Consider the following 20771-nt stretch of genomic DNA (forward strand, 5'->3'; position numbering starts at 1 on the left):
CCGGTCCTCACGGGGTCGCTGAAAGGTGAAAGGCCTGTTCCAGCACCAGGAACAGGCGGCGAATCTCGCCGCTCTGCAGGGCAAAGCGGGCGTCGAACTCGGCGCGGCGGCCGTCGGCATCGGCCTGCTCCAGTTGGGAGAGCGCGCCGTCCAGGAACTTCAGCTTCCGGACCACCAGGTCATCGCCCAGCTCGAAGGACAGCGCGTCATCCAGCACCAGGGCCAGACGGGTGACCTGCTTGCCGGCATCCAGGTGCTTGTCGATCTCGTCGCTGCGCAGTTCCTGGTCGCTGCAGCGCACCTTGGCGCCACCCTCGACCGGATCACGCAGCTCTGCGGATTCCCCAAGGGACAAGCCATCCGGCAGGGGCTCGCCAGCGATCCAGCCAGTCAGGATCGAGCGCGGTGCAACCGGGCGTTCAGCGGAACCGCCGGGAAGCCGCCCAGCAGGCCTCGGATATCGGACACGAAGGCCTCGCCCACCTTACGGCTGGAGGTATCCACGGCCACATAGCCGTGGGCGAGGTCCGAGGATGGCGTCGTGGCGGCTGTTCTTGACGAAGGCCTTGGGCAGCAGCTCGTGCAGAATGTCGTCCTTCATGCGCTTGCGCTCACGACCACCCGGTCGACGCCCCTGTTCCTGTTCCATGACCTGCAGACGGGTCTCCAGCGCACGGTTGACCACCGCGCCGGGCAGGATCTTGTCCTCGCCGCCCACGGTCAGCCAAAGGAAGTCGCCCTGCCGGCAGGACAGGTGCTCCTGCTCCTCGCGGCCGAAGGGGGAAATGAAGCCGCGAGAGTTCATTTCCAGAGGGCCGACCGGCTTCAGCACGCCATACGGCAGCACCGTCTCCACTTCGGAGAAGTCGGTGCTGGTCGGGAAGCGGAACAGCACCAGGTTACGCACGAACATGGCGGTTCTCCTCTGAGTTGGTGCCACCGTTGGCGGCGCTCATTGCACCCCAACGCAGGCGGCGCGGATGCTGGGAACACCACGCCAACCAGAGGCCCAGTGCGTCACCCTTTTCCCGCTGCGTCTGCGCCTCTGGCACGCCTGGCACTACCAGCATCCCCTGCATCAGTCCCTTTCCGTGCCTGGCTACGACGCTGATCACCTTGCGTAGCTGTGCGTCGCTCCCTTCGGCGATGAAAATCGCACCGTCCGGCACGTTGTTGCCGAACCCGATCTGGCCATTGGCCCAGCAGTAGGCGATCACGATTGCACCTCGCAGATGGCTTTCTGAACCTGGTGGATCAGATCCAGACGTTGGTTGGCGGCGGCCAGCGCGGCAGCCATCTCAGTCACTGCCTGCTGGGCGCAGGGGCCGCACATGGGCGAAGACGGCGTGCCAGTGGGCATGTCGCAGTTGACGCACGCGTGGCGCGGGCCGGAGGTGGCCACCTCGACCTCGGTACGCTCTTCGAAGTGCAGCAGGCCCGGCTGGGAGATATGACGCTTCAGGCGCCAAGGGAGTGCATCCCCGCGCGCCTCGATGTACCGCACCGCCTGGCGGATCGCATAGCGAGCAGCGGTCGCGTCGTCGCCCTGAATGTTGCCGCAGTTGGCGTCGAAGAAGCGCAGCCCGTCCAGCTCCACCGCCGGCGCGTGGATTTCCACGTCAGCCCGTGCAGCCTGGTCGGCGATCGCCACTGCCAACGCCAGGGTGTTGGCGTTCAGTGCGCCGCGAACGCCGTCGAATCGGAAGGTGCAGGTGTCTCGGATCTTCGGCATGTCAGACCCCGGCCACGTCGAGAGAGATCGGCTGGTACTGGCCGCGTGCGTCGCGCTCGTAGAACCGCACATAGGTCTTGCTGCCCACCACCGTGACCGCATCGCTGATAGCCTTCATCGCCTGCTGCCAGCGCGGATCATCGAACTTGAGGCGATGCAGCGAGAGCACCTCGCCGGTCTTGATGCTGCCGTCCTGGCCCACCTTGAAGGCGCTATTGACCAGGGTACGCAGTTCGGCACGGGAGCCCTCCGTCCAGTCGTTCAGGCACTCATCGATCAGGGCCTTGGCCGCCTGCAGGCGCTCATCGAACTGGATGCTGTCCTGGCAGGCGCGCAGGATCTTGTAGCGGCCGTCGTAGGTGTACAGGCTCACGTTGCCCTTGTCGCCGCCGATCTTGGCGCCGTACTGCTCGCCACTGAGCTGCACGAAGGCCGCAATGTCAGCGAAGGTGTCCGCCTTGAAGGTGCGCAGTTCTTCGCGCAGCTGCAGGGCGCGCTCGATCTTCTCCTGCACCAGCTGGTCGCGGGCCAGATCGATCGGCTTGATCTGAGCCTCAGGCACCAGCCGACCGTTACGGTCCTCGCGGTAGCCTTCGGGAATGGATGGGGTCATTGGGCGCCTCCTTGGGCGGCGGGGGTGACAAACGGCTGAGTGGGTCGAAGGACGTCGGGGACGCCTTCGACGTGGATCGGGCTGGTGGCGGTGAACCAGTCGGCGCGCCAGCGGCGGGCGGCATCCAGTGAGATGCCGAGCAGGCCGGAAATGCGCTGTGGGGTGAGCTGGCGCGGGTTCTGCGTACGGGCCCACAGCGCAAAGCGCATCGCGCGAAGGTGGTCGTAGCGCTGGCGGCCGGTACGTGCCATCACTCCACCCCGCCGAAGATGCGATCGAAGTGGTTGTGCAGCGAATCGACCAGGCGGCCACCGAGGTAGGGCGGCAACTCACCTTCCAGATCCTCCAGGGACTGGCAAACGGTGCCGATGGACGGCGTCAGGGGGCCCTTGTCGAAGGCGGGGCCTTTGTAGCCGCCAGCAGCGGATTGGGCCTTCTGCGTCCCTGTCGTACCCGGCCGAGTGCCGCGCACGCGCTGTGCCAGCGCGGCGGCCAACGCCGTCGGGTCGATCTTCCAGTCGGGGTTGAGGCGGTAGTTGCGGGCCAGCCCTTCGCCAACGCGCAGGATCATTCCGCATCGCACCGCCTTGGCGACCGCGTTGGACACGTAGCCGCGGTACTGGAAGCCGTGCTCCATCACCCGGTCGATCAGGTCGTCAGACCGGACCACGCTGCCACCCAGCGACAGGGCGATAGCATGCTGCAGCGCGGGGCTGGGGATGGCGCTCATGGCTGAACCACCTGCGGTTGGGTGACGCCGGCCTCGGAGCGGGTCAGCACGATAACCGGCGCCGGGTTGGGCGTGGTGCGGGCGACGACGCAGACCACGGCGCGGTGCTTGCCGTCGACCTTGCTGCGTGCCTCGGCATCCGCGATGGCCTGGGCCGGATCGGTGAAGGCGTCACCGCCCACCCACTCGGCCGGGACTACCAGGAACTGGCCACGGTCAGCCATGTGCCACCTCCTTCAGCATCGGCGGACGCTGGGTCCACTCCAGCTGCACGCCCTGGTACTCGGCGGCCATCACGCGGTCCTGGCCGCCGCTGCCGTTGGGCTGGCGGCGCTTGAGGTGGCCACCCACCATCGTCGGCGGGCGGTCCAGGATCAGTACCGCGCGACGGCCATTGCTGTGCAGGCCCAGGATCTCGACGCCGCTGTTCTCCAGCTCGCGTGCGGTGTTGGCGGCGGCATACAGCACGTCGGAATTGCGTTCATGGTTCATGGTTGGATTCCTCGTCGGTAGCGGGCTTGTCCAGCCCGAGTTGTCCGTACAGATCCGGGAGCGCAACGCGCTTCATCGCGCTGACCTGCTCCAGGGAGGTCATGGCGCGCCCGACCAGGAAGGTGCAGGCGCGGTCCAGTTCGGCCGCACTGGCGGCAAGGTGGTAGCCGTGAGCCGGGTGGGCGCAGATCGGGTGCCCCTCGCGCCGCAGCTGCTCGATGATCTGGCGCAGGCGGCGCTCGTCGGCAGTGCTGGTACGTGAGGTGATCTGCTGCACCAGGTCGCGTGCGGTGATGCCGTTGACGGCGCCGCGACGGCCCTGCAGCTGCAAAAGCACCGTCTGTGGGGACAGCTCTTGCGGTAGCAGGGCCAGCTGCATGTCAGTCGACCCTCCGATCAATGCCTGCGGCGATGGCCAGGTCGACGATCCCGTCGGCATCCAGGTACCAACGGTTGCTGGTGCTGGAGGTGGTGACCTGAATGCCATAGCCGGGCAGCAGATCGATGCCGTATTCGCAGTTGGTCACCGGATCCAGCATGTACAGCGTGGCCACCGCAGCATCGTCCAGAAACAGCGGCTTGCATGCGACCGTGCCGACAGGCCTGCGGTGCTTGGGATGGGCGCTGTGGCTCTTGCGGTTGCGTACCTGACCGCGGCAGCGCTTGAGGGTCGGGACGGCCATCATTCCTCCTCGTCGTCATCGCCGTCGCGCAGCTGGTCGACCAGTGCACGCAGCTGCTGCAGGGTGAGGCTGTCCAGCAGCGAGGCCATGTTCTGGCCGTCGCGCCACTCGATACCGGCGCGGCGGAACAGGTCGCGGTGCATGACCGTCACCTGCCGATCGGGCAGCTCGGCCTCGCGCAGCAGTTGATGCGCGAAGCCGCGTAGGTACTGCAGTCCATTGGTGGCGGTGCGATCAGTCACGAGCCACCCCCTCGCGCTCAAGCACTTCAGCCGGAACGTAGGCCGTAATGCGCTCCCAGTTGGCGCGCGGCACGATCACCACCTGGAGGATGTCCACGTTTACCGGTGCAGGACGGTCTTGCATCTCGAAGGGAACCGCCACAACGCGCGTTGCAAGCGGCCATTGCGCCGTCATCGGCTCGACCACCATGCCTTCTACGGCCGGCCAGCCCTCAGTTCGAACGGCCATGTCACACCCCCCGCACGACGTCTGCGGTGACGGTCGGCACGCCCAGGTCGGCGGCGCGGTTCATCGCGGCGGTCAGCGCGTTCTGCACTGCCAGCGGGTACAGCAGCGAGCCAGCACCGCGCGAAGGAACCAGCTTCGTGCGCAGCGCGTCGATGGCACTTTGTTCCACTACCTTGTCCAGCGGCACCTGGGCACGCTTGAAGCGGTGTGCCAGGTAGGCGCCCAGCTCGTTGTCCAGCGGCGGCAGCGTGATGATCTCGATGCGCTGTACTACTTCTCGTACCTCCGGGTTGTGCTCGGAGAGCTTCACGCCCAGCTCGGGCTGGCCGATCAGGATCACCGACAGCAGCGGGCGCAGGCCATCCTTCAGCTCGCGGAAGCGCTTGAGGTGCTTCAGCGTCGGCAGCGGCAGGCTGTGGGCCTCTTCGATCACCAGCACGTGACTGTGCCCGGACCGAGCGCTGTCACGCAGCGATTCATGCAACTGGCGGAAGCGGGCCTCTGGGCTGCTCTTGGGCTTGGCCAGCGGTGCGACGGCGGCCATGATCGCCTCGGCGATGTGGTGGCTGCGCAAGGTCTTGCCCACCGCATCGCTGCCTTCGCTGGCGAGCACGTAGGGCTGGATCACAATGATCGCCTGCTCCTCGCGCTGGATGCGATCGACCAGGTCTTCGCGCAGGGTGCTCTTGCCCGCACCGCTCTCGCCGATCACCGCAGCGAAGCCGCCGTGACGGGCTACCTGGTACATGCTCTCGCGGACATAGCGGATATCCGGCGAAAGAAACACCTCTTCGGCGCTGGCCGGGTCAGCGAAAGGATTGGTGGTCAGGCCGAAGTGACGCTTGGCCTGTGGGGTCAATGCCTGGAAACGCAGTAGCATGGGATCTTCCTCGTCGTGGATGTCGTTGTCGTTATTGGTGTCTTGCGGTGGGGAAACCGGGGCCGGCGTGTTCCCGCACGTCGGCCCCTCCTGTTCATGCCAGGCGGCGTCGGTCACACCGTGCTGGGTCAGGCAGGAAGTGATGGCAGCGCGCACCGCTGCCGGGTCGCGGCCAGTGGGCAACTGGCCGTGGTTGATCAGGGCATTGAGGGCCGGACGGCTCAGGCCAGCGGCGCTGGCCAAGTCGCCCTGCTTGATGCCGGCATCGGTGAGCAGGCGCTTCAGACGCAGCGTCATGCCGCACCTCCTTCCACCAGGTGCAGGCCACCACGCTCCGGCGTGGCCAAGGCCTGTGCCCAGGATTCGACCTGGTCCACCGGCAGACCATCGGGCCAGCGCTGGGCGGTGCGGGCATAGTGGTCAGCCGTCCAAGCCGAACCCGCCGCCTCCAGCAGGGGCTTCAGGCGCATGGCCGCTTCCACGTGGTTCAGCGGCGGCAGCTCGGCCCGGATAGGCGTGGGCTCAATGCGCTGGGCGGCCAGCACCTGCGGCGCCTCGACCTGAGCGATGCGGCCCGAGCGAGGCAGGCTCGGCGTCACGTTGGCTTCGCGCAGGTGCTTCATCGGATCCACCTGACCGCCAAAGGCCACGCGCTTGGCTTTGCGTGCCACAGCTGCCTCGGCATCGGTTTGCACCTGCATGGTCAGCCGGTCCAGTTCCTTGCGAGCTGCGTCGGCCGGCGTCTCGGGAGCAGTCCGATACTCGGTGCCCACCTCAGCGGCGCTGTCCAGGAAGCCCCAATCGTCGCGTCCGATGCGTGGAGCGATGTAGTGCACAGGCGCGCAATCCTGCGTGCCCCGCATCAGCACGCGCACGCTGCCGTCCGGATCCAGCGCATTGACCACCACGTCCACGCGCTGACCGTTGATGAGACCCGGAACGCCACGCACGTCGTACTGCTGCGCGCGGAAGCGGATCATGCAATCGCGCACAGTGCAGGGCTTGGGCGCGCTGGTGGCCAGCTGCCGCAGCACTTCCACGGCTGGAGCCAGGCGCAATTGGTCAGGGGTGATGCGCAGCCACCCATCGCGGCGCGTGTATCCGGTGCGGCTGTGGGTTCGAGTGGCGTTATAGGCATGCGCCCACTGCTGGGCCAGGGTGTTGATTTCTTCCAGGCTGGTGACCGGGGCACGCAGCTTGAGTAGGGCCTCGAAATGCGTTTCGATCAGGTAATTGGCGTTTTCGACCTGGCCCTTGGCACGCGCGTTGCCCACCTCGTTGATGATCGGCTCGATGCCGCACGCGGCCAGGAAACTCTTGGTGCTGGTAGCCGTCATGGCGCTGCCCGGATCCATCATCAGCAGCTTGGGAACGCCGTGCATCGTGCCGATCTCGCGCCGGGTCATCGCATGGATCAGTGCCGAGAGCAGGTTGGCGCTGCTCTCGGCGCCCAGCACGTAGAACAGCTCGATGGCACCGCTGGCATGGTCGGTGATGGCATAGCGCCACAGCCGCCGTTCGGCAATCTTGGTGAAGTTGCCTGGCTTGCCGCGGTAGAACTCGCGCTTGTCCATCACCCGAGTGCCGTCATCGGCCAGGTAGAACTGGCGGCTGACCGAGGCATCGATCTGCCACAGGTGGTTGGGGTGCGGAGAAGACAGGCGTGCAGCTGGCGTTGCCGCTGCCAGCTGATCACGATGGAAGCCGTAGTAGCGGATTGCGCGGCAGATCGCCGAGGTGCTCAGCTGCACTACCTCGCCGGTGCCCTTGTCCACACGCATGGCCTCGATCTTGCCGTTGGCGCGCAAGGCATCCACAGCTTCCTCGACCGGCAGTGCGCCGGTACCGGTCAAACGACGGGTTTCTTCGACCGTCGCTGCAATGGCCGCGGCCTCGTCCCTGGAAAGGGCCAGATCGCCGGAGTCGGAACGGCGCTTGCGGGGTTTGAGGGCTGCCGTCACCTTGGATAGGTGACGGTAGGCCGTCTGGACCGAGCATCCCAGCTGCTCGGCCAGCGTGGAGGCAATGCGCCCCTTGCTGCCGTGCGGCGCCGCCAGCAACTGGCTGGCCGCAGCCTGGATGAGGACCTCGGACACGTCAGATCCCCGCGTCGTTGGTGACGGGGATGGCGATGGCCAGATCCTCAACGTCGCGGGCGATGCGTACCGCGGTGAGGAGACGGCCGATCACATCGCCCAGGAAGAGCACAGCGTCTTCCTCGACGTGGTTATCGCAGGCAAAGTCGGCCAGTGCCTGGAACGAGGCGCGTAGGCCGCTGCCCTCGCTGCCGATGGCAGCCAGAACATTCTGCTCGGCCTCGGTGACGGCCTGCTTGAGGGTGACCAGCTGCTCGTCCGGGGTGGCCGCCTTCCAGCGACGCTGGGCCTTGAGGGTCTTCTCAGACTCTTTGTTGAGATCCTCGCTCAACTTGTTGATGCGCTGATCTTTCGCGTCGGCATCAGCGCGGGTTTCACGCAGCGCATGGCGCAATTGACTGGCGCTCATGCGCTCCACGTCGTCCACGGTGATGCCGGCGACCGACTCGCCTGACTCCAGTGCCTGCAGGTCCTCGTCGTCCAGTACCGCCAGCTCCAGCACCTTGGCCTGGGTACCGGCAGCCTTCAAAAGTGACACCGTGTCACTTTTGGAGAACTTCAGGGCGACGGTCATCAGCCGCGCCGCCGTACGGTAGTTGAATCCTCGCGTAGCAATCTGTTCCTGGAACTCACCATGCGCGGTCTGCTCTTTGATGAGCAGCAGGCCCCGGCCCATTTCCAGAATGTCCTCGACAGAACGGCGCTGGCGGTACTCGACCATGCTCCACAGCGAGTCGGTGTCCAGACTGCCTGTGTAGCCCAGCGTGGTGGCCAGGCTCTTTACCTGTGCCTCGGCCTGCGCCATCACCTGCAGTTCCTGATTGCGCTCGACCAACTTGCCCGTGTCCAGCTCCGTGCCTGCCGGCTCGGCCTGTGCGAGCGGCTTGGCACCGCGCTTGGTGGGTTGCTTCTCTGCCATTTCGATCCTCGTCATCAGTTGGGGCTACGGCTGTAGCGGTTCTTGAAGTCGTCCAGTTGCCGCTCTTCACGGGCTACCTCGGCTTGATGGGCCAAGGCGATCTGGACAATTCGGGGGGACAGGCGCCAGTTGTCCTGGTCGAAGGGAGAGCGCTCGACCAGGCCGTCTTCGGCCAGGCGCTGCAGGTTGCGCAGCGTCGTGCTGGGTGATTCGTCGATGCCATCGGCAATGGGCTTCAGGCGCAAGCCGGTGCGGCTGTGCCCGGCAAGAGCGAACAGCAGGCGGGCGAAGATGCTCTGCTCGCTCATGCCGCCGCGCCCTGCTGGCGGCGCGCCAGCTCCTTCAGGATCCGGACAGCGCGGCGGTCGGCTGCGTCGACGGCGCCTGCCAGCGGCAGGGTGAGCGCCAACGGATCGTCCGACTCGACGGCGCGCTGCCAGTTGTTCGCAGCGGTGGCGTACTGGTCGCGGGCCGAGGCGAGCAACAGTTCCAGTTCACGGGTGGGCACTTGGTCCAGGGGGCGGCCGGAGGCGTTCATGCGGAGGCACTCAGGCCAGCGGCCTTCAGCAGCCTGCGCCGCAGGGCCTGACCCTTCGGGCCATTCCAGCGTCCGATGAGGACGTCTCGGGCGTTCTGCGGCGGAACGCCGTTCTCCATGCACCAGCCGCGAAGACTGGTGCCCTTGCCAACGAAGGCGGTGCGGACCTTGAGGTGAAGATCCAGGCTGGGGGCGGGTTCGCTCATCGCGTGTATCCTTTGATCCTTGTTCCATTGGTTGGCTGCTCTAAGCGCTGCCAGTGGAAGTAATCATGTTCCCGTGCGGGAACACTTGTCAATACCCGGACGGGAACAAATGACTAAAGGAAGCTCTGAGAACGACGGCCTGCGAGACACCGGCGAGAGGCTTAGGTTGATTCGGGGGGATAGAAGCCAGAAGGACTTCGCTGAGTTGCTTGGTATCGGTCGAACCACTCTCATCCGATACGAGGCAGGTACGCGTCCAATAGACGTAGAACTTCTGGTGAAATTGAATCTGCTGTTCGGCGTTCAGCCGCTCTGGCTTCTCACTGGCGCGGGTACGTCAGGAGAGGGGGTGCAGCTGACAAGTCGCGAGGCGATATTGCTGAGCAACTATCGAAATAGTCCTGAGGACGCGAAGGTGGCTCTTGAAAGAACGAGCGCTGCATTCGCGCAGCCGAAATCGGAGCTCGGAGCGAAGAAGTACGGCTCATCAGAATGAGATGGCGTGAGAGAAAACCAACCAGGGGAAGGATATGAGGGGAAAGAAATTCGTTGTTGCTGGCGCATTGCTGATTCTGGTTTTCAGTGGCTGTGCCACCAAGCGGTATGGCCGCCTGCAGCCGATCACTAGTTACGAGACGTTGACCTACTCTTGTGAACAGATTCGTATTGAGCTATCGAAGGTTGACGCCTTTGATCGTCAGGTCGAGCAACAGGCGAAGTTCAGTGGTATGTCCGTCGCCAGCTTCCTGGGGGACTTTGGGATCGGGAATGTCATTGAGCGAAATGAAGCCAAGAGGACTTCAGTAGAAAGACGATCTCAGCTGCAAGGTGCTTTTTCTGCCAAGCGCTGCGGCGACGTGGAGGTGCCCAGAGCTGACGCCCCGCCAGCGACGGTGAATCCCCCTTCGGAGGCAGCGCCTGCCGCTCAACCTGCCAAAGTGATTGCGCCACAGGCCTCCTCTGCCAATAGTTGGTGGGAGGCGCATAAACCCAAAGGCGAGTAGCGGTCCACGCCTGCCGCCAGGATCCGAGGTGATTGTCCGGACCGCGGTCCCAAGACACTGCCTCAATAGATATTGAAACTCTGCCCATCGGTTTGGCGCGCAGTTGCGCACCTGGCCGACGGGCATCCTCGTCTGCCCGTCGGCCATCTTTCCCTGGAGATGGCGCATGGCAGCAGAGCAACCCGGTAACAAGGCATTGCCCATCGCGGGCGGAATGCTGGCGACCATGCTGGCGTTGCTGCTCGGGCTGGTACAGCCCTTCGAGGGCTACTCGGCCCAGCCCTATCGTGATGTCGTCGGCAAGCTGACGGTCTGCTACGGCCATACGGCGAAGGTCGAACAGCGCACCTACACCCGTGCCGAGTGCGAGCGCCTGCTCCAGTCAGATCTCGGTGTTGCCTGGAACACCGTGCAGAGCTGCATCAAGGTGCCGATGACGGACTACCAGGCAGCTGCCCTGACGTCGTTCGCCTTCAACGTCGGTCCCGGCGGCGCCGGGGTCAAGGATGGCATGTGCACGCTGCGCAACGGTCAGCAGCCGCGGATCCGTGTCTACGCCAATCAAGGCCGCTGGGACCTCGCATGTGCCCAGCTGAGCAACTGGGCCAATGCCGGCGGCAAGTCCTATAAGGGATTGGAGCGCCGGCGCACGGCTGAGCGCGCAATGTGCGAGGGCCGGTACTGATGATCCGCGCCCTGATCGCAGCGGTCGCCCTGCTGCTGGTGCTTCTACTGGTCGCCATTGCCGCAGCACTTCTCTATCGAGGCAATGCCCTGGACGCGAAGGCCCGTGACGCCACGGCGCAGCAGCGCGTGACCACGCTTCAATCGCAGTTGGACAGCGAGCGCAGTGCTCGGGACACCGAGCACACCCAAGCCAAGGCAATGGCTCAGATCGGAGACGAACATGAAACCGAACGGGAGACGTCCGCGTCCATCCCTGCTGCTGTTGTGGCTGGCGTGCGTGCTGGCGATCTCCAGTTGCGCGACGACCTCGCCACCTGTCACACCGCTCGCCTGTCCCAAGCCGTCGCTGGCGCCATCGAACGTGATGCGAGCGCCCAACTACGTCCAGAGATTGCGGGAGCTGCTCTTCAAATCGTCACCGAAGCCGAAGACCACGTCCGCTCCTGCCAGCGCGTCATCGGTGTCCTCACCGGACAACGCCCAGCCGCCGAGGTCGCCCCGTGATCGTTGAGATGCAGCCGATCTACCTGGTGTGGTTTGCCGGTATCGGGCTCAGCCTGCTCGGCGGGCTGATCGCGGGTGGTCGCTGGCTCGTTGCCCAGCTCCAACAGCGCACCGATCAGCAGCTGGCGATCCTGCTCAACGACAGTAAGCGCTGGCGCGACGTCGAGGGCGAGCTCAACAACTTCCGGATCGAAGTGGCCAAAGACTACGTCCGGCGTGAGGACTACGCCCGCGGGCAGAGCGTGATCGAGGCCAAGATCGATGCGGTGGCGAAGGAAATCATGAATATGAAGGACAAGGGGAGCAAGTCGTGAGTCACGGAAATCAGGGCCCGGATCTGGGCAAGTTGCGTCGAGAGCAGCTGCGCTGGCTCATGCTGCTGGTGCTGGATCGCTCTCGCCCCTATCCGATCGGTGAATCGGTTCTGGCCGGCGCCGCTCAGGACATGTACCCGGATGCCACCGCGTTGGAAGTGCGCCGGGAACTGGATTACCTGGACACCCGTCGCCTGATCGAGCTGACCAAATCCCCTTCCGGGCCGTGGTCGGCGGAGCTGACCCGTCACGGTGTGGACATTGTGGAGTACGCCATTGACTGCGGACCGGGCATTGCCCGGCCGGTCAAGTACTGGTGACGCCATGCCTCCCGTGAGCAAGATCGACCTGTTGCCCGAAGAGGTGCGCGACGAACTGGATCGGCGACTGGTCGCCAATGCCTTCGGCGGGAGCATCTCGCTGTCCGAGTGGCTGGGCGAGCAGGGTTACGAGATCAGCAAGACCACCGTCAACGAGCGGGCCAAGCGGCTCAAACGCCGCCTGGCTTCGATCAGTGCCAGCACCGAGGCAATGAAGCTGGTGGCCGAACAGGCGCCAGATAGCGCCGCTGAGCGCGGAAGTGCGCTGATGGGCCTGCTGCAGACCGACTTGTTCGAAGCGTTGCTGCAGTTCCAGGAGGCAGCTGACCAGGACGATGAGAGTATTTCCCCCGCCGATCGCATTGCGTTGTACAGCAAGGCGGCCAAGGCCATTGCCGAGCTGACCCGCTCTTCCATCGTGCGCGAGAAGTTTGCCGGCGAGATCCGTCAGAAGGCGCTCGTCGACGCGGCCAGCCGGGTTGAAGAGGCTGCACGGGCCAAGGGCCTGGATGCCGAGGGCGTGGAGTTCTGGCGCAACAAGGTGCTGCATGGAGTCGGCTAAGTGAGTGCACTGGGTTCCCTGCCGGATACCGAGCGAGTCCTGGACTGGGATGAGCTGCCTGAGAGCGTGCGCTCGATCTCGGCCAACTTCGATCCGAGCAAGGCTGGCGTGCTGATGGCCCATCAGTCCGAATGGATCCGGATGCAGGAAGGGCTGGATATCGCGGTCTGCGAGAAGGGGCGTCGTACCGGCATCACCTTCGCCCAGGCGCTGAGCGACACCATCACCGCCGCCTCTGCCAAGGACGCTGGTGGCGACAACGTGTGGTACATGGCCGACACCAAGGAAAAGGGCCTGGAGTTCATTGGCTACGTGGCCAAGTTCGCACCGATCATTGCCCAGGGCCAGGCCTCACGCATCGAGCAGCACATCTTCCAGGACCAGCAGCCCGACGGCACCAGCCGGCAGATCCAGGCGTTCCGTGTCCGCTTTGCCAGCGGCTTTCGTGTCACCGCGCTTTCCTCGCGCCCTGAGAACATCCACGGCCTGCAGGGCGTGGTCGACCTGGACGAAGCGGCGCTGCACAAGGACGTGGCCAAGGTGCTCGAATCAGCCACCGCACTGCTGATCTGGGGTGGCCGGATCCGCGTGTGGTCCACTCACCGCGGCAAGAAGAATCCGTTCAACCAGCTGGTGCAGGACGTCCAGGCCGGTCGCTACGGCAAGAAGGCCGGGGTGATCCGCATCAGCTTCGATGATGCCGTGTCCAATGGCCTTTACGAGCGGGTCTGCGCCATGCGCGGCAAGGTGGCCACCGCCGAGGGCAAGAAGGAGTGGTACACCGCCATCCGCTCGGCCTATGGCCCGCGCAAGGCCGCTATGCGCGAGGAGCTGGACGTCATCCCGCGCGATGGCGATGGCTCGGCCATCCCCTCGGTCTGGATAGATCGGGCCATGCCGGAGGTCCGCCCGGTTCTGCGCCTGGTCTTCGATGATGACTTCCCCAGGCGCTCTGAGAAGGAGCGCGAGATCTGGTGTGCGGTCTGGATCGCCACCACGCTGCTGCCGGTGCTGCGCACTGCCGTGGCCGGCTTCACGGGCCGCTGGGCGATCGGCATGGACTTCGCTCGCCACCGCCACTTCTCAGTGATCAAGCCGGCCAAGGTCGGTCAGGACCTGCGCCGCGACGTGCCGTTCCTGATCGAGATGGCCAACGCGCCCACCCGCCAGCAGGAGCAGATCCTGTGGGCGCTGCTGGACGCGCTGAAGGAAGGATTCCCCGGCCGCTGGTCGTTCGCCGGCGATGCCACCGGCCCCGGCCAAACCCTGATGGAATACACCGGCGACCGCTACGGACGCGCTGAGCTCGATGCCGAGACGGGCCGCTACATCGGTGGTCCGATCCACGAGGTCACCCTGTCGCGACCGTGGTACAGCGAATGGATGCCCAAGTACATCGCGCTGTTCGAAGACGGGTTCCTCACCCTGCCCGGGGACGCGTCGCTGGAGGATGACCACCGCGCCGTGGAGTACGTCGATGGCATCCCGATGGTGCCGCGGCTGGAGCGCAAGGACCTGCAGGATCCCGAGCTGGTGCGTCACGGCGACGGCGCGATCGCAGGCGTGCTGATGCAGTTTGCCGCGCTCAACCACGTCACCTCGGTGCCCATCGAGTTTCAGGCAGCTGGCGCCCGCGCCTACATCGGCGATGGCCGGGCGGACGGCATGGCCACCGTCGTGACTGACGATGCCTTCGGCACGGTCAGTGGCGGCAATGATTTTGGAGGATTCGCATGACCATCGCCCGCCCAGAGATCGGCCGCGAGATTGCCACCACCGCCGATGGCATCGACATCACCCGTGGCTACACCGGGCCGCTGCTGCTGCCCTTTGACAGCGTGTTGCGAAACCGAGGCGGCTACGACCTGCAGATCTACGAGCAGGTACTGTCCGATCCGGAAGTGAAGACCACCTTCGGATCGCGCCAGGACTCGGTGGTGGCCTGCGAATGGCAGGTGGAGCCCGGCGGGGAGAAGCGCATCGACCGCCAGGCTGCGGAGTACTTGAAGGAGCAGCTGCATGGCATCGGCTGGGACAACGTCACCCGCAAGATGCTGTTTGGCGTGTTCTACGGCTACGGTGTGGCCGAGATCCTGTACAAGGTCGACGGCACCCGCATCGGCCTGAAGGACATCAAGGTTCGCAACCGTCGGCGCTTCCGTTACGACAAGGAAGGTGACCTGCGGCTGCTCACCCAGACGCAGATGACGGAGGGTGTCCCCGCACTCGCACCGTACTTCTGGAACTTCTGCTCCGGCGCCGACCATGACGATGAGCCCTACGGCCTGGGCCTGGCGCACTGGCTGTATTGGCCGGTGCTGTTCAAGCGCAATGGACTCAAGTTCTGGCTGATCTTCCTGGAGAAGTTCGGCATGCCCACCGCGGTGGGCGAATACGACGAAAATGCTACCGATCCGGAGAAGGCCAAGCTGCTGCAGGCCACGCGCGCGATCCAGACCGACAGCGGAATCATCATGCCCAAGGGCATGGCGCTGAGACTACTGGAGGCCGGGCGTAGCGGCACGGCCGATTACAAGGCCCTGCAGGACTACATGGACGCCACCATCCAGAAGGTGGTGCTGGGCCAGACCGCCAGCACCCAGGGCACCCCCGGCAAGCTCGGCAACGACGCGCTGCAGCGCGAAGTGCGCCGCGACATCATCACCTCCGATGCCGACCTGGTGTGCGAGTCCTTCAACAAGGGCCCAGCGCGCTGGCTCACCGAATGGAACTTCCCCGGCGCGGCCATCCCGCGGGTCTACCGCGTCACCGAAGAGCCGGAGGATCTGGACGCCACTGCCAGTCGCGACAAAAAGATCCTCGACCTGGGCTACAAGCCCAAGCAGGTCTACATGGATCAGACCTACGGCGACAACTACGAGCCTGTCCAGGCGCCGCAGCAGCCGCCTGCGTTACCGACGGCGATCGATGGCGCCCAGTTCGCTGATGTCGGCGGTACTGTGGCCAGCCTGCTGCGCAGGCACTATCCAGCCGCCTTTGCCGACGGTGCGCCGAGGACTCCGGATCCCGCTGTCGACCTGGGCCGGCAGCTCGATCGCCGGCTGTCGCCCATTGGTGCTGGCTGGGTCGAGCAGATCCGCCAGCTGGTCGATGAGGTCGATTCGCTGGAGCAGCTGCGCGACCGCCTGTTCGAGCTGCAACCGAACATGACCCTGGACGACTACGCGTCGGTGATGGCCGATGCGATGACGGCAGCGACGCTGGCTGGTCGTACCGACGTCCAGGGCGCAGGAGACTGACCAATGGCCGGGGTTGCTTACGCCCAACTTCCATTCCAAGAGCAGATCGAGTTCTTCCGTCGCAAGAAGAACGTGCTCACCGAGAGCTACCTGGACGTTTGGGAGTCCGAGCACGACACCAGCTTCATGGTGGCCGGCGCCAATCGTGACGCGCTGCTTGCCGACTTCCGACAGTCTATTGACCGGGTCATCGCCGAAGGCCGCACGCTGGAGCAGTTCCGCGAGGACTTCGACCGCATCGTGGCCACGCATGGCTGGGACTACAACGGCGGCCGGAACTGGCGCTCGCGGGTGATTTACGAGACCAACCTGCGCCAGAGCTACAACGCCGGACGGTGGGCCCAGCTGCAGCAGCTGATCAAGGTGCGGCCGTTCTGGCGTTACAACCACAACGATGCCGTCGAACATCCGCGTCCGCTGCACGTGTCCTGGAATGGCCTGGTGCTGCGCCACGACGATCCGTGGTGGCGTTACCACTATCCGGCCAACGGCTGGGGCTGCCAGTGCTATGTCGATGCGCTCAACGAGCGCGATCTGCGCCGCTTGGGCAAGGACGGCCCCGACACGGCTCCCGAGATCGTCATGCAGTCGGTGATGGTCGGGCAGCGCAGTCCGGGCGGGCCGCGTACCGTGCTGACGCCAGCAGGCGTCGATCCTGGCTTCGGCTACGCGCCAGGTGCTACGGCCGATCACTGGCCCAGTGGCCGTGGCGGTCCGGCAACACCTCCATCGCTGACCGGGCAACTGACGGCCGCTCTGCAGAACGCGTTGGAGACGGGCGCGCGGCTGCCAGCGGCACCCGCTGCGGCCAGCGCCGCCCAAGCTTTGGCACGGCCGCGCGCCAAGGATGCCTTGCAGGCCGGCTATGCCAGCTGGTTGGCCAGCATTGATGCTGACACAGCACATGCTGCCCGCTACTTGGCCGGCGCGCTGGCTCCCGGACTGGTGTCGCAGCTGCGGCGTGCCAACGTTCGCCCAGCGACGGCCGCCTTCGCTGTGCTGGCCGAGCAGCTCCCCATCACGCGTCCTGGTGCAGTGGCCATCGCTGCGGCCGAGCTGCCGATCCGCCTGCTCGATGCGGTGGCCATCCTGCTGGACGTGGCCGCAGGTCGCCTGCGCTATGTCCTGGCGGTGGGGCGCGCGGCCTTCATGGTGGTCGACGTGGCCATCTCGGAAACGGGCGTCAGCATCATTCAACCCCAGCTGCAGATGCTGATGCCTTCTGATCTCAAACGCAGCGTCGCCGACGGCACACTGCAGCTGCTGCAGGGAGCGCTCTGATGGCGCGTCTGGAAGTAACTCTGGATTCGGCAACACCCGCACTGGCCGATGCACTGCGCCAACTGGAGGGCGAAGCGAGGCAGCTGATCCTGAAAGACTGGGGCGAGTACCTGCTCGGCACTACGCGACGCCGCGGGAAACAGCAGGTCGATCCATCAGGTCGGAAGTGGCGAGCGCTGTCGCCGTCATACAAGCGCTACAAACAGCGCAAACGTCCAGGCAGGCCGATCCTGGAATTCGACTTCCATATGCTCGGCGACATGGCATCGTGGCAGCTGGATGGGAATGACGCGGTCCTTGTTGGCACCAACGCACCCTATGGCGCCATCCATCAGGGTGGCGGAACGATCAGTCGTCCTGCGCGCTCGACCCGCGTGCATTTGAAGAAGGGGAAAGGCGGAGGTCGTTTCGTCAAAGCCAGCCGACGGAACGAGCGCTATCGGCGTTGGGTAACGCTGCCTGCCTACACGATCACGATGCCGGCTCGTCCTTGGCTTGGTGTCAGTCGCGCAGATGAGAAAGAACTGCTGGATATCGCCCAAGACCACGTGGGCGGCGCCTTCAAATAGCGCGCGCATAAGCGGCGCTCTGCGCGCCGCTACAGCCGCGCTGCCACGCTCGGACGTCACCCACACCCGCATGGTGTCTGACACGCCATAGCGGCCCGCGTGGGTGCGAGTTTGTGCGCGAGCCGATCACTGCATGCGCAATGTGCATCAGCGCGGGAAGTTTCATGCGGACCGCGGTCCCAATACATGAGACGGCTGTGCGGGAAAACTGGCGGCATGAACCAGCCCGCCGCCACCCTGCAGATCTTCAAAGCCGGCACGCACGTTGCCGAAGACGGCCGTGAGCTGACCTTCAGCGACGCGGATGTGCAGCAGATCGCCGACAGCTACGATCCGGCGCTGCACGAAGCGCCCATCGTGGTGGGCCATCCCAAGACCGACGATCCGGCCTATGGCTGGGGCAAAGCGCTTCTGGCCAAGGATGGCCTCCTGATGGCCGAACCGCACCAGGTCGACCCTGCCTTCGCGGAGCTGGCCAACAACGGCCGCTTCAAGAAGATCAGCGCGTCGATCTTCATGCCCGATTCGCCGGGCAACCCGACACCGGGCAAGTACTACCTGCGCCACATCGGCTTCCTGGGCGCACAGCCGCCGGCAGTGAAGGGGCTCAAGTCGGCCTCGTTCGCCGACGGCGATGACGCGGCCTGCTTTGCCATGTCGCTGGCCCCGTTGGGCTGGACGCTGACGGATCTGTTCCGTCGCTTCCGCGACTGGCTGATCGATACCCAGGGCCTGGAGACGGCTGACCAGGTCATTCCGGACTGGCAGATCCGCGGCATCGAGAGCAGTACACGCGATGACGAAAACTCGCGCACGTCGGCCCTCTTCGCGTCGCCATTGCTCACCCAGTCCCCGCGCAGCGCCCTGGATGCGCCTGCGCCCGTCCAGGCAACGCCTCCCACACGTGAACAGGTCAAATCGGAGATCGACCCCATGTCCCAGCAGCACAACGCCGAACAGGCGCAGCGTCAGCAGCAGCTCGACCAGCAGGCTTCTACCCTGGACGCTCGCGAGAAGGCCCTCGCCGCCCGTGAACAGACCGCGCGACGCGAAGACGCGGTTGCGTTCGCTGAAGGCCTGGTCAAGGAAGGCAAGCTGCTGCCGCGCCAGCAGCCGGCCGTGGTGGAACTGCTGTTGGCTCAGCCCAATGGCAAGGAGCCGCTGAACTTCGCCGAGGGTGAAACGACCGTATCCAAGCCGGCCGAATCGGTGCTGCGCGAGCTGCTGACCAGCCTGCCCAAGGCGGTGGACTTCAGCGAGAAGTCTGCTGGTGAGGGTGTTGAAGCGGGCGCGGCCAACTTCGCAGCACCGGCTGGCACCCAGGTCGACCCAGCACGACTTGCGCTGCACAACAAGGCTCTGGACTACCAGAGTACCCACGCGGGGGTGGACTACCTCACGGCGGTCAAAGCGGTTTCCTGACGCATCCGAACGCAGTTCCTCAACTCATCCCTCGCGCTGGAGCGCAGAACCATGACTCAGAAAATCTCGCTGCTCACCCTGGCTGTCATCGCGGCCGCCGCCCTGGAAGCCGAGCGCATCGTCGGCCGTGACGGAAAGTACGCAACAGCCGGTGGCAACGCCTTCGGCGTGACCAACACCAGTGGCGCGGTGGGCGACCGGGTGCCCGTTGATGTGGTTGGTACCAGCGTCGCCACTGCCGGCGGCACGTTTGCCGACGGCGCCTACCTGCAGGTGGGGTCTGCTGGAAAACTCATTGCTCGCACTACTGGCGTTGCCGTTGCTCAGGCACTGCAGCCCGCCACGGCAGATGGTGACCGCGTCGAAGTACTCCTGATCCCCAACGCACCGGCGACCACTGGCTGATCTCGGCCACGTCTGTCGCCGCCCATCGTTCTCACCATCTCGCAGAGAGACCTTCCATGTCCCAGCAGACTCTCCGTCAGGCCCGCATCATCGATCCGATCCTGACCACCCATGCACTCGGCTACGTCCGCCCCGGCAACGTTGGCCAGTTCCTTTTCCCGCGCGTTGATGTGGCCACCTTTGGCGGCCAGATCTTGACGTTCGGCAAGGAAGGCTTCCGTCGCTACAACACCAAGCGCGCACCGGGCGAAGCCACCAAGCGCGTCCAGTTCGGCTACCAGGGCAAGCCCTACGCCATCATTCCTGCAGCGCTGGAGGCGGTGGTTCCGGATGAAACCGCCAATGAAGCGGCCAACGGCCCCGGCCTGGACGCTTCGCAGGACGCGGTGGATATCGTCCTGGACATCATGGAGCTGGAACACGAATGTGAGTGCGCTGACGTGGCGCGCAACGCGGCCAACTACGACAACGAACACAAGGTCGCTCTGGTGGGCGTCAATCGTTGGCGCGGCGCCTCTGGTGATCCGACTGCTGATATTGGCGTCGGCAAGGAAGCCATTCGTTCCAGCATCGGTATGCGGCCGAATACCGCGATTCTGTCGGCGGCGGCATTCGAAGCTGCCAAGGCCAATCCGAAGATCCAGGACTACCTCAAGCATCGCGGCTTCAACGCGCTGACCACCCAGATCCTGGCGTCGATGTGGGAAATCCCGAACATCTACATTGGTGAGGCGGTGGTGGCTACTGGTCAGGATGATGACCTGGGCGATGTCTGGGGGCAGGACGTGATCCTGGCGTTCGTGGCCCCGCCGAGCGGCGGCAACCGCCGCAACCGCGCGCGACCGAGCTATGGCTACACCTACAGCATGGCTGGCGAACCGAACGTGCGTCAGGCCTATCGCGAAGAAAACCGCCAGTCATGGATTCACCCGGTCAACAACAACCGCACTCCGGTGCTTAGCGGCATGGTCGCGGGCTACCTGATCCAGAACGCAGGCGCGCCCGCAGCGTGATGAAGGGCGCCGGCGAAGGATCGCCGGCGCAGCTGCCGCTGACCCGTACAACCCAGCGAGCGGCAGCACC

The 20771-nt window shown here is 65.1% G+C and carries 31 protein-coding genes and 2 pseudogenes; 15 read left to right on the forward strand and 18 right to left on the reverse strand.

Annotated features, from left to right (window positions below; all coding sequences use genetic code 11):
• Positions 1 to 7: 7 nt before the first annotated feature.
• From ACZK2G_RS12220 to ACZK2G_RS12305, 18 genes and pseudogenes are all read right to left on the reverse strand, one after another.
• Positions 8 to 913 (reverse strand): annotated as a pseudogene (locus ACZK2G_RS12220) (recombination-associated protein RdgC).
• Positions 900 to 1217, reverse strand: a complete 318-nt coding sequence (locus tag ACZK2G_RS12225) for a hypothetical protein (protein ID WP_478473428.1) — start codon at positions 1215 to 1217, stop codon at positions 900 to 902. The pseudogene ACZK2G_RS12220 and the gene ACZK2G_RS12225 overlap by 14 nt, the downstream one beginning before the upstream one ends.
• Positions 1214 to 1732, reverse strand: coding sequence for a hypothetical protein (locus ACZK2G_RS12230; protein ID WP_478473429.1), 519 nt, complete (start codon positions 1730 to 1732; stop codon positions 1214 to 1216). Before ACZK2G_RS12230 ends, ACZK2G_RS12225 begins: the two co-directional genes overlap by 4 nt.
• A gap of 1 nt (position 1733) precedes the next feature.
• Entirely contained in the window at positions 1734 to 2345 is a 612-nt protein-coding gene (locus ACZK2G_RS12235; protein ID WP_111113888.1) for a DUF3164 family protein, read from the reverse strand.
• Positions 2342 to 2596, reverse strand: coding sequence for a hypothetical protein (locus tag ACZK2G_RS12240; protein ID WP_049397737.1), 255 nt, complete (start codon positions 2594 to 2596; stop codon positions 2342 to 2344). Before ACZK2G_RS12240 ends, ACZK2G_RS12235 begins: the two co-directional genes overlap by 4 nt.
• A complete protein-coding gene (locus ACZK2G_RS12245) occupies positions 2596 to 3075 on the reverse strand; it encodes a hypothetical protein (protein ID WP_478473431.1) in 480 nt (159 codons plus the stop codon). The genes ACZK2G_RS12240 and ACZK2G_RS12245 overlap by 1 nt, the downstream gene beginning before the upstream one ends.
• On the reverse strand, positions 3072 to 3299 hold the full coding sequence (locus ACZK2G_RS12250) for a hypothetical protein (RefSeq protein WP_088611135.1): 228 nt from the start codon (positions 3297 to 3299) through the stop codon (positions 3072 to 3074). Before ACZK2G_RS12250 ends, ACZK2G_RS12245 begins: the two co-directional genes overlap by 4 nt.
• On the reverse strand, positions 3292 to 3567 hold the full coding sequence (locus ACZK2G_RS12255; RefSeq protein WP_111111857.1) for a hypothetical protein: 276 nt from the start codon (positions 3565 to 3567) through the stop codon (positions 3292 to 3294). The genes ACZK2G_RS12250 and ACZK2G_RS12255 overlap by 8 nt, the downstream gene beginning before the upstream one ends.
• Positions 3557 to 3946: a hypothetical protein gene (locus ACZK2G_RS12260; RefSeq protein WP_024957596.1), complete on the reverse strand. Its 390-nt coding sequence runs from the start codon at positions 3944 to 3946 to the stop codon at positions 3557 to 3559. Before ACZK2G_RS12260 ends, ACZK2G_RS12255 begins: the two co-directional genes overlap by 11 nt.
• A 1-nt stretch (position 3947) precedes the next feature.
• Positions 3948 to 4250, reverse strand: a complete 303-nt coding sequence (locus ACZK2G_RS12265; RefSeq protein ID WP_478473434.1) for a hypothetical protein — start codon at positions 4248 to 4250, stop codon at positions 3948 to 3950.
• Positions 4250 to 4492 carry a hypothetical protein gene (locus ACZK2G_RS12270; protein WP_099605513.1) on the reverse strand — a complete coding sequence of 81 codons (243 nt, stop codon included), beginning with the start codon at positions 4490 to 4492 and terminating at the stop codon, positions 4250 to 4252. The genes ACZK2G_RS12265 and ACZK2G_RS12270 overlap by 1 nt, the downstream gene beginning before the upstream one ends.
• The gene (locus ACZK2G_RS12275) at positions 4485 to 4721 is read right to left on the reverse strand and encodes a hypothetical protein (protein WP_478473435.1); all 237 of its coding nucleotides are present in this window, start codon (positions 4719 to 4721) and stop codon (positions 4485 to 4487) included. The genes ACZK2G_RS12270 and ACZK2G_RS12275 overlap by 8 nt, the downstream gene beginning before the upstream one ends.
• A gap of 1 nt (position 4722) precedes the next feature.
• Entirely contained in the window at positions 4723 to 5898 is a 1176-nt protein-coding gene (locus ACZK2G_RS12280; RefSeq protein ID WP_099605511.1) for an AAA family ATPase, read from the reverse strand.
• Positions 5895 to 7697: a hypothetical protein gene (locus tag ACZK2G_RS12285; protein ID WP_478473437.1), complete on the reverse strand. Its 1803-nt coding sequence runs from the start codon at positions 7695 to 7697 to the stop codon at positions 5895 to 5897. Before ACZK2G_RS12285 ends, ACZK2G_RS12280 begins: the two co-directional genes overlap by 4 nt.
• Position 7698: 1 nt before the next feature.
• Positions 7699 to 8631: a hypothetical protein gene (locus tag ACZK2G_RS12290; RefSeq protein ID WP_478473439.1), complete on the reverse strand. Its 933-nt coding sequence runs from the start codon at positions 8629 to 8631 to the stop codon at positions 7699 to 7701.
• A complete protein-coding gene (locus ACZK2G_RS12295) occupies positions 8631 to 8924 on the reverse strand; it encodes a helix-turn-helix domain-containing protein (protein ID WP_478473441.1) in 294 nt (97 codons plus the stop codon). The genes ACZK2G_RS12290 and ACZK2G_RS12295 overlap by 1 nt, the downstream gene beginning before the upstream one ends.
• A complete protein-coding gene (locus ACZK2G_RS12300) occupies positions 8921 to 9124 on the reverse strand; it encodes a hypothetical protein (protein ID WP_478473442.1) in 204 nt (67 codons plus the stop codon). Before ACZK2G_RS12300 ends, ACZK2G_RS12295 begins: the two co-directional genes overlap by 4 nt.
• Positions 9125 to 9150: 26 nt before the next feature.
• Entirely contained in the window at positions 9151 to 9360 is a 210-nt protein-coding gene (locus tag ACZK2G_RS12305; RefSeq protein WP_024957605.1) for a hypothetical protein, read from the reverse strand.
• Positions 9361 to 9469: 109 nt separating this feature from the next.
• Between ACZK2G_RS12305 and ACZK2G_RS12310 the strand changes: the two are divergent.
• The 15 genes and pseudogenes from ACZK2G_RS12310 to ACZK2G_RS12380 all read left to right on the forward strand — a co-directional run.
• Positions 9470 to 9634 (forward strand): annotated as a pseudogene (locus tag ACZK2G_RS12310) (helix-turn-helix domain-containing protein); the annotation flags it as partial.
• A gap of 3 nt (positions 9635 to 9637) precedes the next feature.
• Positions 9638 to 9856 carry a hypothetical protein gene (locus ACZK2G_RS12315; protein WP_478475617.1) on the forward strand — a complete coding sequence of 73 codons (219 nt, stop codon included), beginning with the start codon at positions 9638 to 9640 and terminating at the stop codon, positions 9854 to 9856.
• Positions 9857 to 9890: 34 nt separating this feature from the next.
• Positions 9891 to 10364 carry a hypothetical protein gene (locus ACZK2G_RS12320; RefSeq protein WP_478473443.1) on the forward strand — a complete coding sequence of 158 codons (474 nt, stop codon included), beginning with the start codon at positions 9891 to 9893 and terminating at the stop codon, positions 10362 to 10364.
• 166 nt (positions 10365 to 10530) lie between these two features.
• Entirely contained in the window at positions 10531 to 11049 is a 519-nt protein-coding gene (locus ACZK2G_RS12325) for a lysozyme (protein ID WP_478473445.1), read from the forward strand.
• Positions 11049 to 11555 carry a lysis system i-spanin subunit Rz gene (locus ACZK2G_RS12330; protein ID WP_478473446.1) on the forward strand — a complete coding sequence of 169 codons (507 nt, stop codon included), beginning with the start codon at positions 11049 to 11051 and terminating at the stop codon, positions 11553 to 11555. Before ACZK2G_RS12325 ends, ACZK2G_RS12330 begins: the two co-directional genes overlap by 1 nt.
• 8 nt (positions 11556 to 11563) lie before the next feature.
• Positions 11564 to 11869 carry a hypothetical protein gene (locus ACZK2G_RS12335; protein WP_478473448.1) on the forward strand — a complete coding sequence of 102 codons (306 nt, stop codon included), beginning with the start codon at positions 11564 to 11566 and terminating at the stop codon, positions 11867 to 11869.
• Positions 11866 to 12189 carry a hypothetical protein gene (locus ACZK2G_RS12340; protein WP_478473449.1) on the forward strand — a complete coding sequence of 108 codons (324 nt, stop codon included), beginning with the start codon at positions 11866 to 11868 and terminating at the stop codon, positions 12187 to 12189. The genes ACZK2G_RS12335 and ACZK2G_RS12340 overlap by 4 nt, the downstream gene beginning before the upstream one ends.
• 4 nt (positions 12190 to 12193) lie before the next feature.
• Complete coding sequence (locus tag ACZK2G_RS12345; RefSeq protein WP_478473451.1) at positions 12194 to 12751, forward strand: DUF3486 family protein; 558 nt, start codon at positions 12194 to 12196, stop codon at positions 12749 to 12751.
• Positions 12752 to 14488 carry a hypothetical protein gene (locus tag ACZK2G_RS12350; RefSeq protein ID WP_478473452.1) on the forward strand — a complete coding sequence of 579 codons (1737 nt, stop codon included), beginning with the start codon at positions 12752 to 12754 and terminating at the stop codon, positions 14486 to 14488.
• On the forward strand, positions 14485 to 16011 hold the full coding sequence (locus tag ACZK2G_RS12355; protein ID WP_478473453.1) for a DUF935 domain-containing protein: 1527 nt from the start codon (positions 14485 to 14487) through the stop codon (positions 16009 to 16011). Before ACZK2G_RS12350 ends, ACZK2G_RS12355 begins: the two co-directional genes overlap by 4 nt.
• A 3-nt stretch (positions 16012 to 16014) precedes the next feature.
• A complete protein-coding gene (locus ACZK2G_RS12360; protein WP_478473454.1) occupies positions 16015 to 17292 on the forward strand; it encodes a phage head morphogenesis protein in 1278 nt (425 codons plus the stop codon).
• Positions 17292 to 17861, forward strand: coding sequence for a phage virion morphogenesis protein (locus tag ACZK2G_RS12365; protein ID WP_478473456.1), 570 nt, complete (start codon positions 17292 to 17294; stop codon positions 17859 to 17861). The genes ACZK2G_RS12360 and ACZK2G_RS12365 overlap by 1 nt, the downstream gene beginning before the upstream one ends.
• Before the next feature lie 216 nt (positions 17862 to 18077).
• Positions 18078 to 19283 (forward strand): hypothetical protein, encoded by a 1206-nt coding sequence (locus ACZK2G_RS12370; protein ID WP_478473457.1) that lies wholly within the window; start codon positions 18078 to 18080, stop codon positions 19281 to 19283.
• A gap of 51 nt (positions 19284 to 19334) precedes the next feature.
• On the forward strand, positions 19335 to 19688 hold the full coding sequence (locus tag ACZK2G_RS12375) for a capsid cement protein (protein ID WP_478473459.1): 354 nt from the start codon (positions 19335 to 19337) through the stop codon (positions 19686 to 19688).
• A 56-nt stretch (positions 19689 to 19744) separates the two neighbouring features.
• Positions 19745 to 20701 (forward strand): hypothetical protein, encoded by a 957-nt coding sequence (locus ACZK2G_RS12380; protein WP_478473461.1) that lies wholly within the window; start codon positions 19745 to 19747, stop codon positions 20699 to 20701.
• Positions 20702 to 20771 lie beyond the last annotated feature (70 nt).

This window comes from Stenotrophomonas sp. 107298_Sma (assembly GCF_056480345.1).

Excerpts from the sequence above, each read along its gene's own strand:
- ACZK2G_RS12230 (WP_478473429.1), bottom strand. The coding sequence starts at position 1,732 with ATGCCGAAGATCCGAGACACCTGCACCTTCCGATTCGACGGCGTTCGC.
- ACZK2G_RS12235 (WP_111113888.1), bottom strand. The coding sequence starts at position 2,345 with ATGACCCCATCCATTCCCGAAGGCTACCGCGAGGACCGTAACGGTCGG.
- ACZK2G_RS12240 (WP_049397737.1), bottom strand. The coding sequence starts at position 2,596 with ATGGCACGTACCGGCCGCCAGCGCTACGACCACCTTCGCGCGATGCGC.
- ACZK2G_RS12245 (WP_478473431.1), bottom strand. The coding sequence starts at position 3,075 with ATGAGCGCCATCCCCAGCCCCGCGCTGCAGCATGCTATCGCCCTGTCG.
- ACZK2G_RS12250 (WP_088611135.1), bottom strand. The coding sequence starts at position 3,299 with ATGGCTGACCGTGGCCAGTTCCTGGTAGTCCCGGCCGAGTGGGTGGGC.
- ACZK2G_RS12255 (WP_111111857.1), bottom strand. The coding sequence starts at position 3,567 with ATGAACCATGAACGCAATTCCGACGTGCTGTATGCCGCCGCCAACACC.
- ACZK2G_RS12260 (WP_024957596.1), bottom strand. The coding sequence starts at position 3,946 with ATGCAGCTGGCCCTGCTACCGCAAGAGCTGTCCCCACAGACGGTGCTT.
- ACZK2G_RS12265 (WP_478473434.1), bottom strand. The coding sequence starts at position 4,250 with ATGGCCGTCCCGACCCTCAAGCGCTGCCGCGGTCAGGTACGCAACCGC.
- ACZK2G_RS12275 (WP_478473435.1), bottom strand. The coding sequence starts at position 4,721 with ATGGCCGTTCGAACTGAGGGCTGGCCGGCCGTAGAAGGCATGGTGGTC.
- ACZK2G_RS12280 (WP_099605511.1), bottom strand. The coding sequence starts at position 5,898 with ATGACGCTGCGTCTGAAGCGCCTGCTCACCGATGCCGGCATCAAGCAG.
- ACZK2G_RS12290 (WP_478473439.1), bottom strand. The coding sequence starts at position 8,631 with ATGACGAGGATCGAAATGGCAGAGAAGCAACCCACCAAGCGCGGTGCC.
- ACZK2G_RS12295 (WP_478473441.1), bottom strand. The coding sequence starts at position 8,924 with ATGAGCGAGCAGAGCATCTTCGCCCGCCTGCTGTTCGCTCTTGCCGGG.
- ACZK2G_RS12305 (WP_024957605.1), bottom strand. The coding sequence starts at position 9,360 with ATGAGCGAACCCGCCCCCAGCCTGGATCTTCACCTCAAGGTCCGCACC.
- ACZK2G_RS12320 (WP_478473443.1), top strand. The coding sequence starts at position 9,891 with ATGAGGGGAAAGAAATTCGTTGTTGCTGGCGCATTGCTGATTCTGGTT.
- ACZK2G_RS12325 (WP_478473445.1), top strand. The coding sequence starts at position 10,531 with ATGGCAGCAGAGCAACCCGGTAACAAGGCATTGCCCATCGCGGGCGGA.
- ACZK2G_RS12330 (WP_478473446.1), top strand. The coding sequence starts at position 11,049 with ATGATCCGCGCCCTGATCGCAGCGGTCGCCCTGCTGCTGGTGCTTCTA.
- ACZK2G_RS12335 (WP_478473448.1), top strand. The coding sequence starts at position 11,564 with ATGCAGCCGATCTACCTGGTGTGGTTTGCCGGTATCGGGCTCAGCCTG.
- ACZK2G_RS12345 (WP_478473451.1), top strand. The coding sequence starts at position 12,194 with ATGCCTCCCGTGAGCAAGATCGACCTGTTGCCCGAAGAGGTGCGCGAC.
- ACZK2G_RS12355 (WP_478473453.1), top strand. The coding sequence starts at position 14,485 with ATGACCATCGCCCGCCCAGAGATCGGCCGCGAGATTGCCACCACCGCC.
- ACZK2G_RS12360 (WP_478473454.1), top strand. The coding sequence starts at position 16,015 with ATGGCCGGGGTTGCTTACGCCCAACTTCCATTCCAAGAGCAGATCGAG.
- ACZK2G_RS12365 (WP_478473456.1), top strand. The coding sequence starts at position 17,292 with ATGGCGCGTCTGGAAGTAACTCTGGATTCGGCAACACCCGCACTGGCC.
- ACZK2G_RS12370 (WP_478473457.1), top strand. The coding sequence starts at position 18,078 with ATGAACCAGCCCGCCGCCACCCTGCAGATCTTCAAAGCCGGCACGCAC.
- ACZK2G_RS12375 (WP_478473459.1), top strand. The coding sequence starts at position 19,335 with ATGACTCAGAAAATCTCGCTGCTCACCCTGGCTGTCATCGCGGCCGCC.
- ACZK2G_RS12380 (WP_478473461.1), top strand. The coding sequence starts at position 19,745 with ATGTCCCAGCAGACTCTCCGTCAGGCCCGCATCATCGATCCGATCCTG.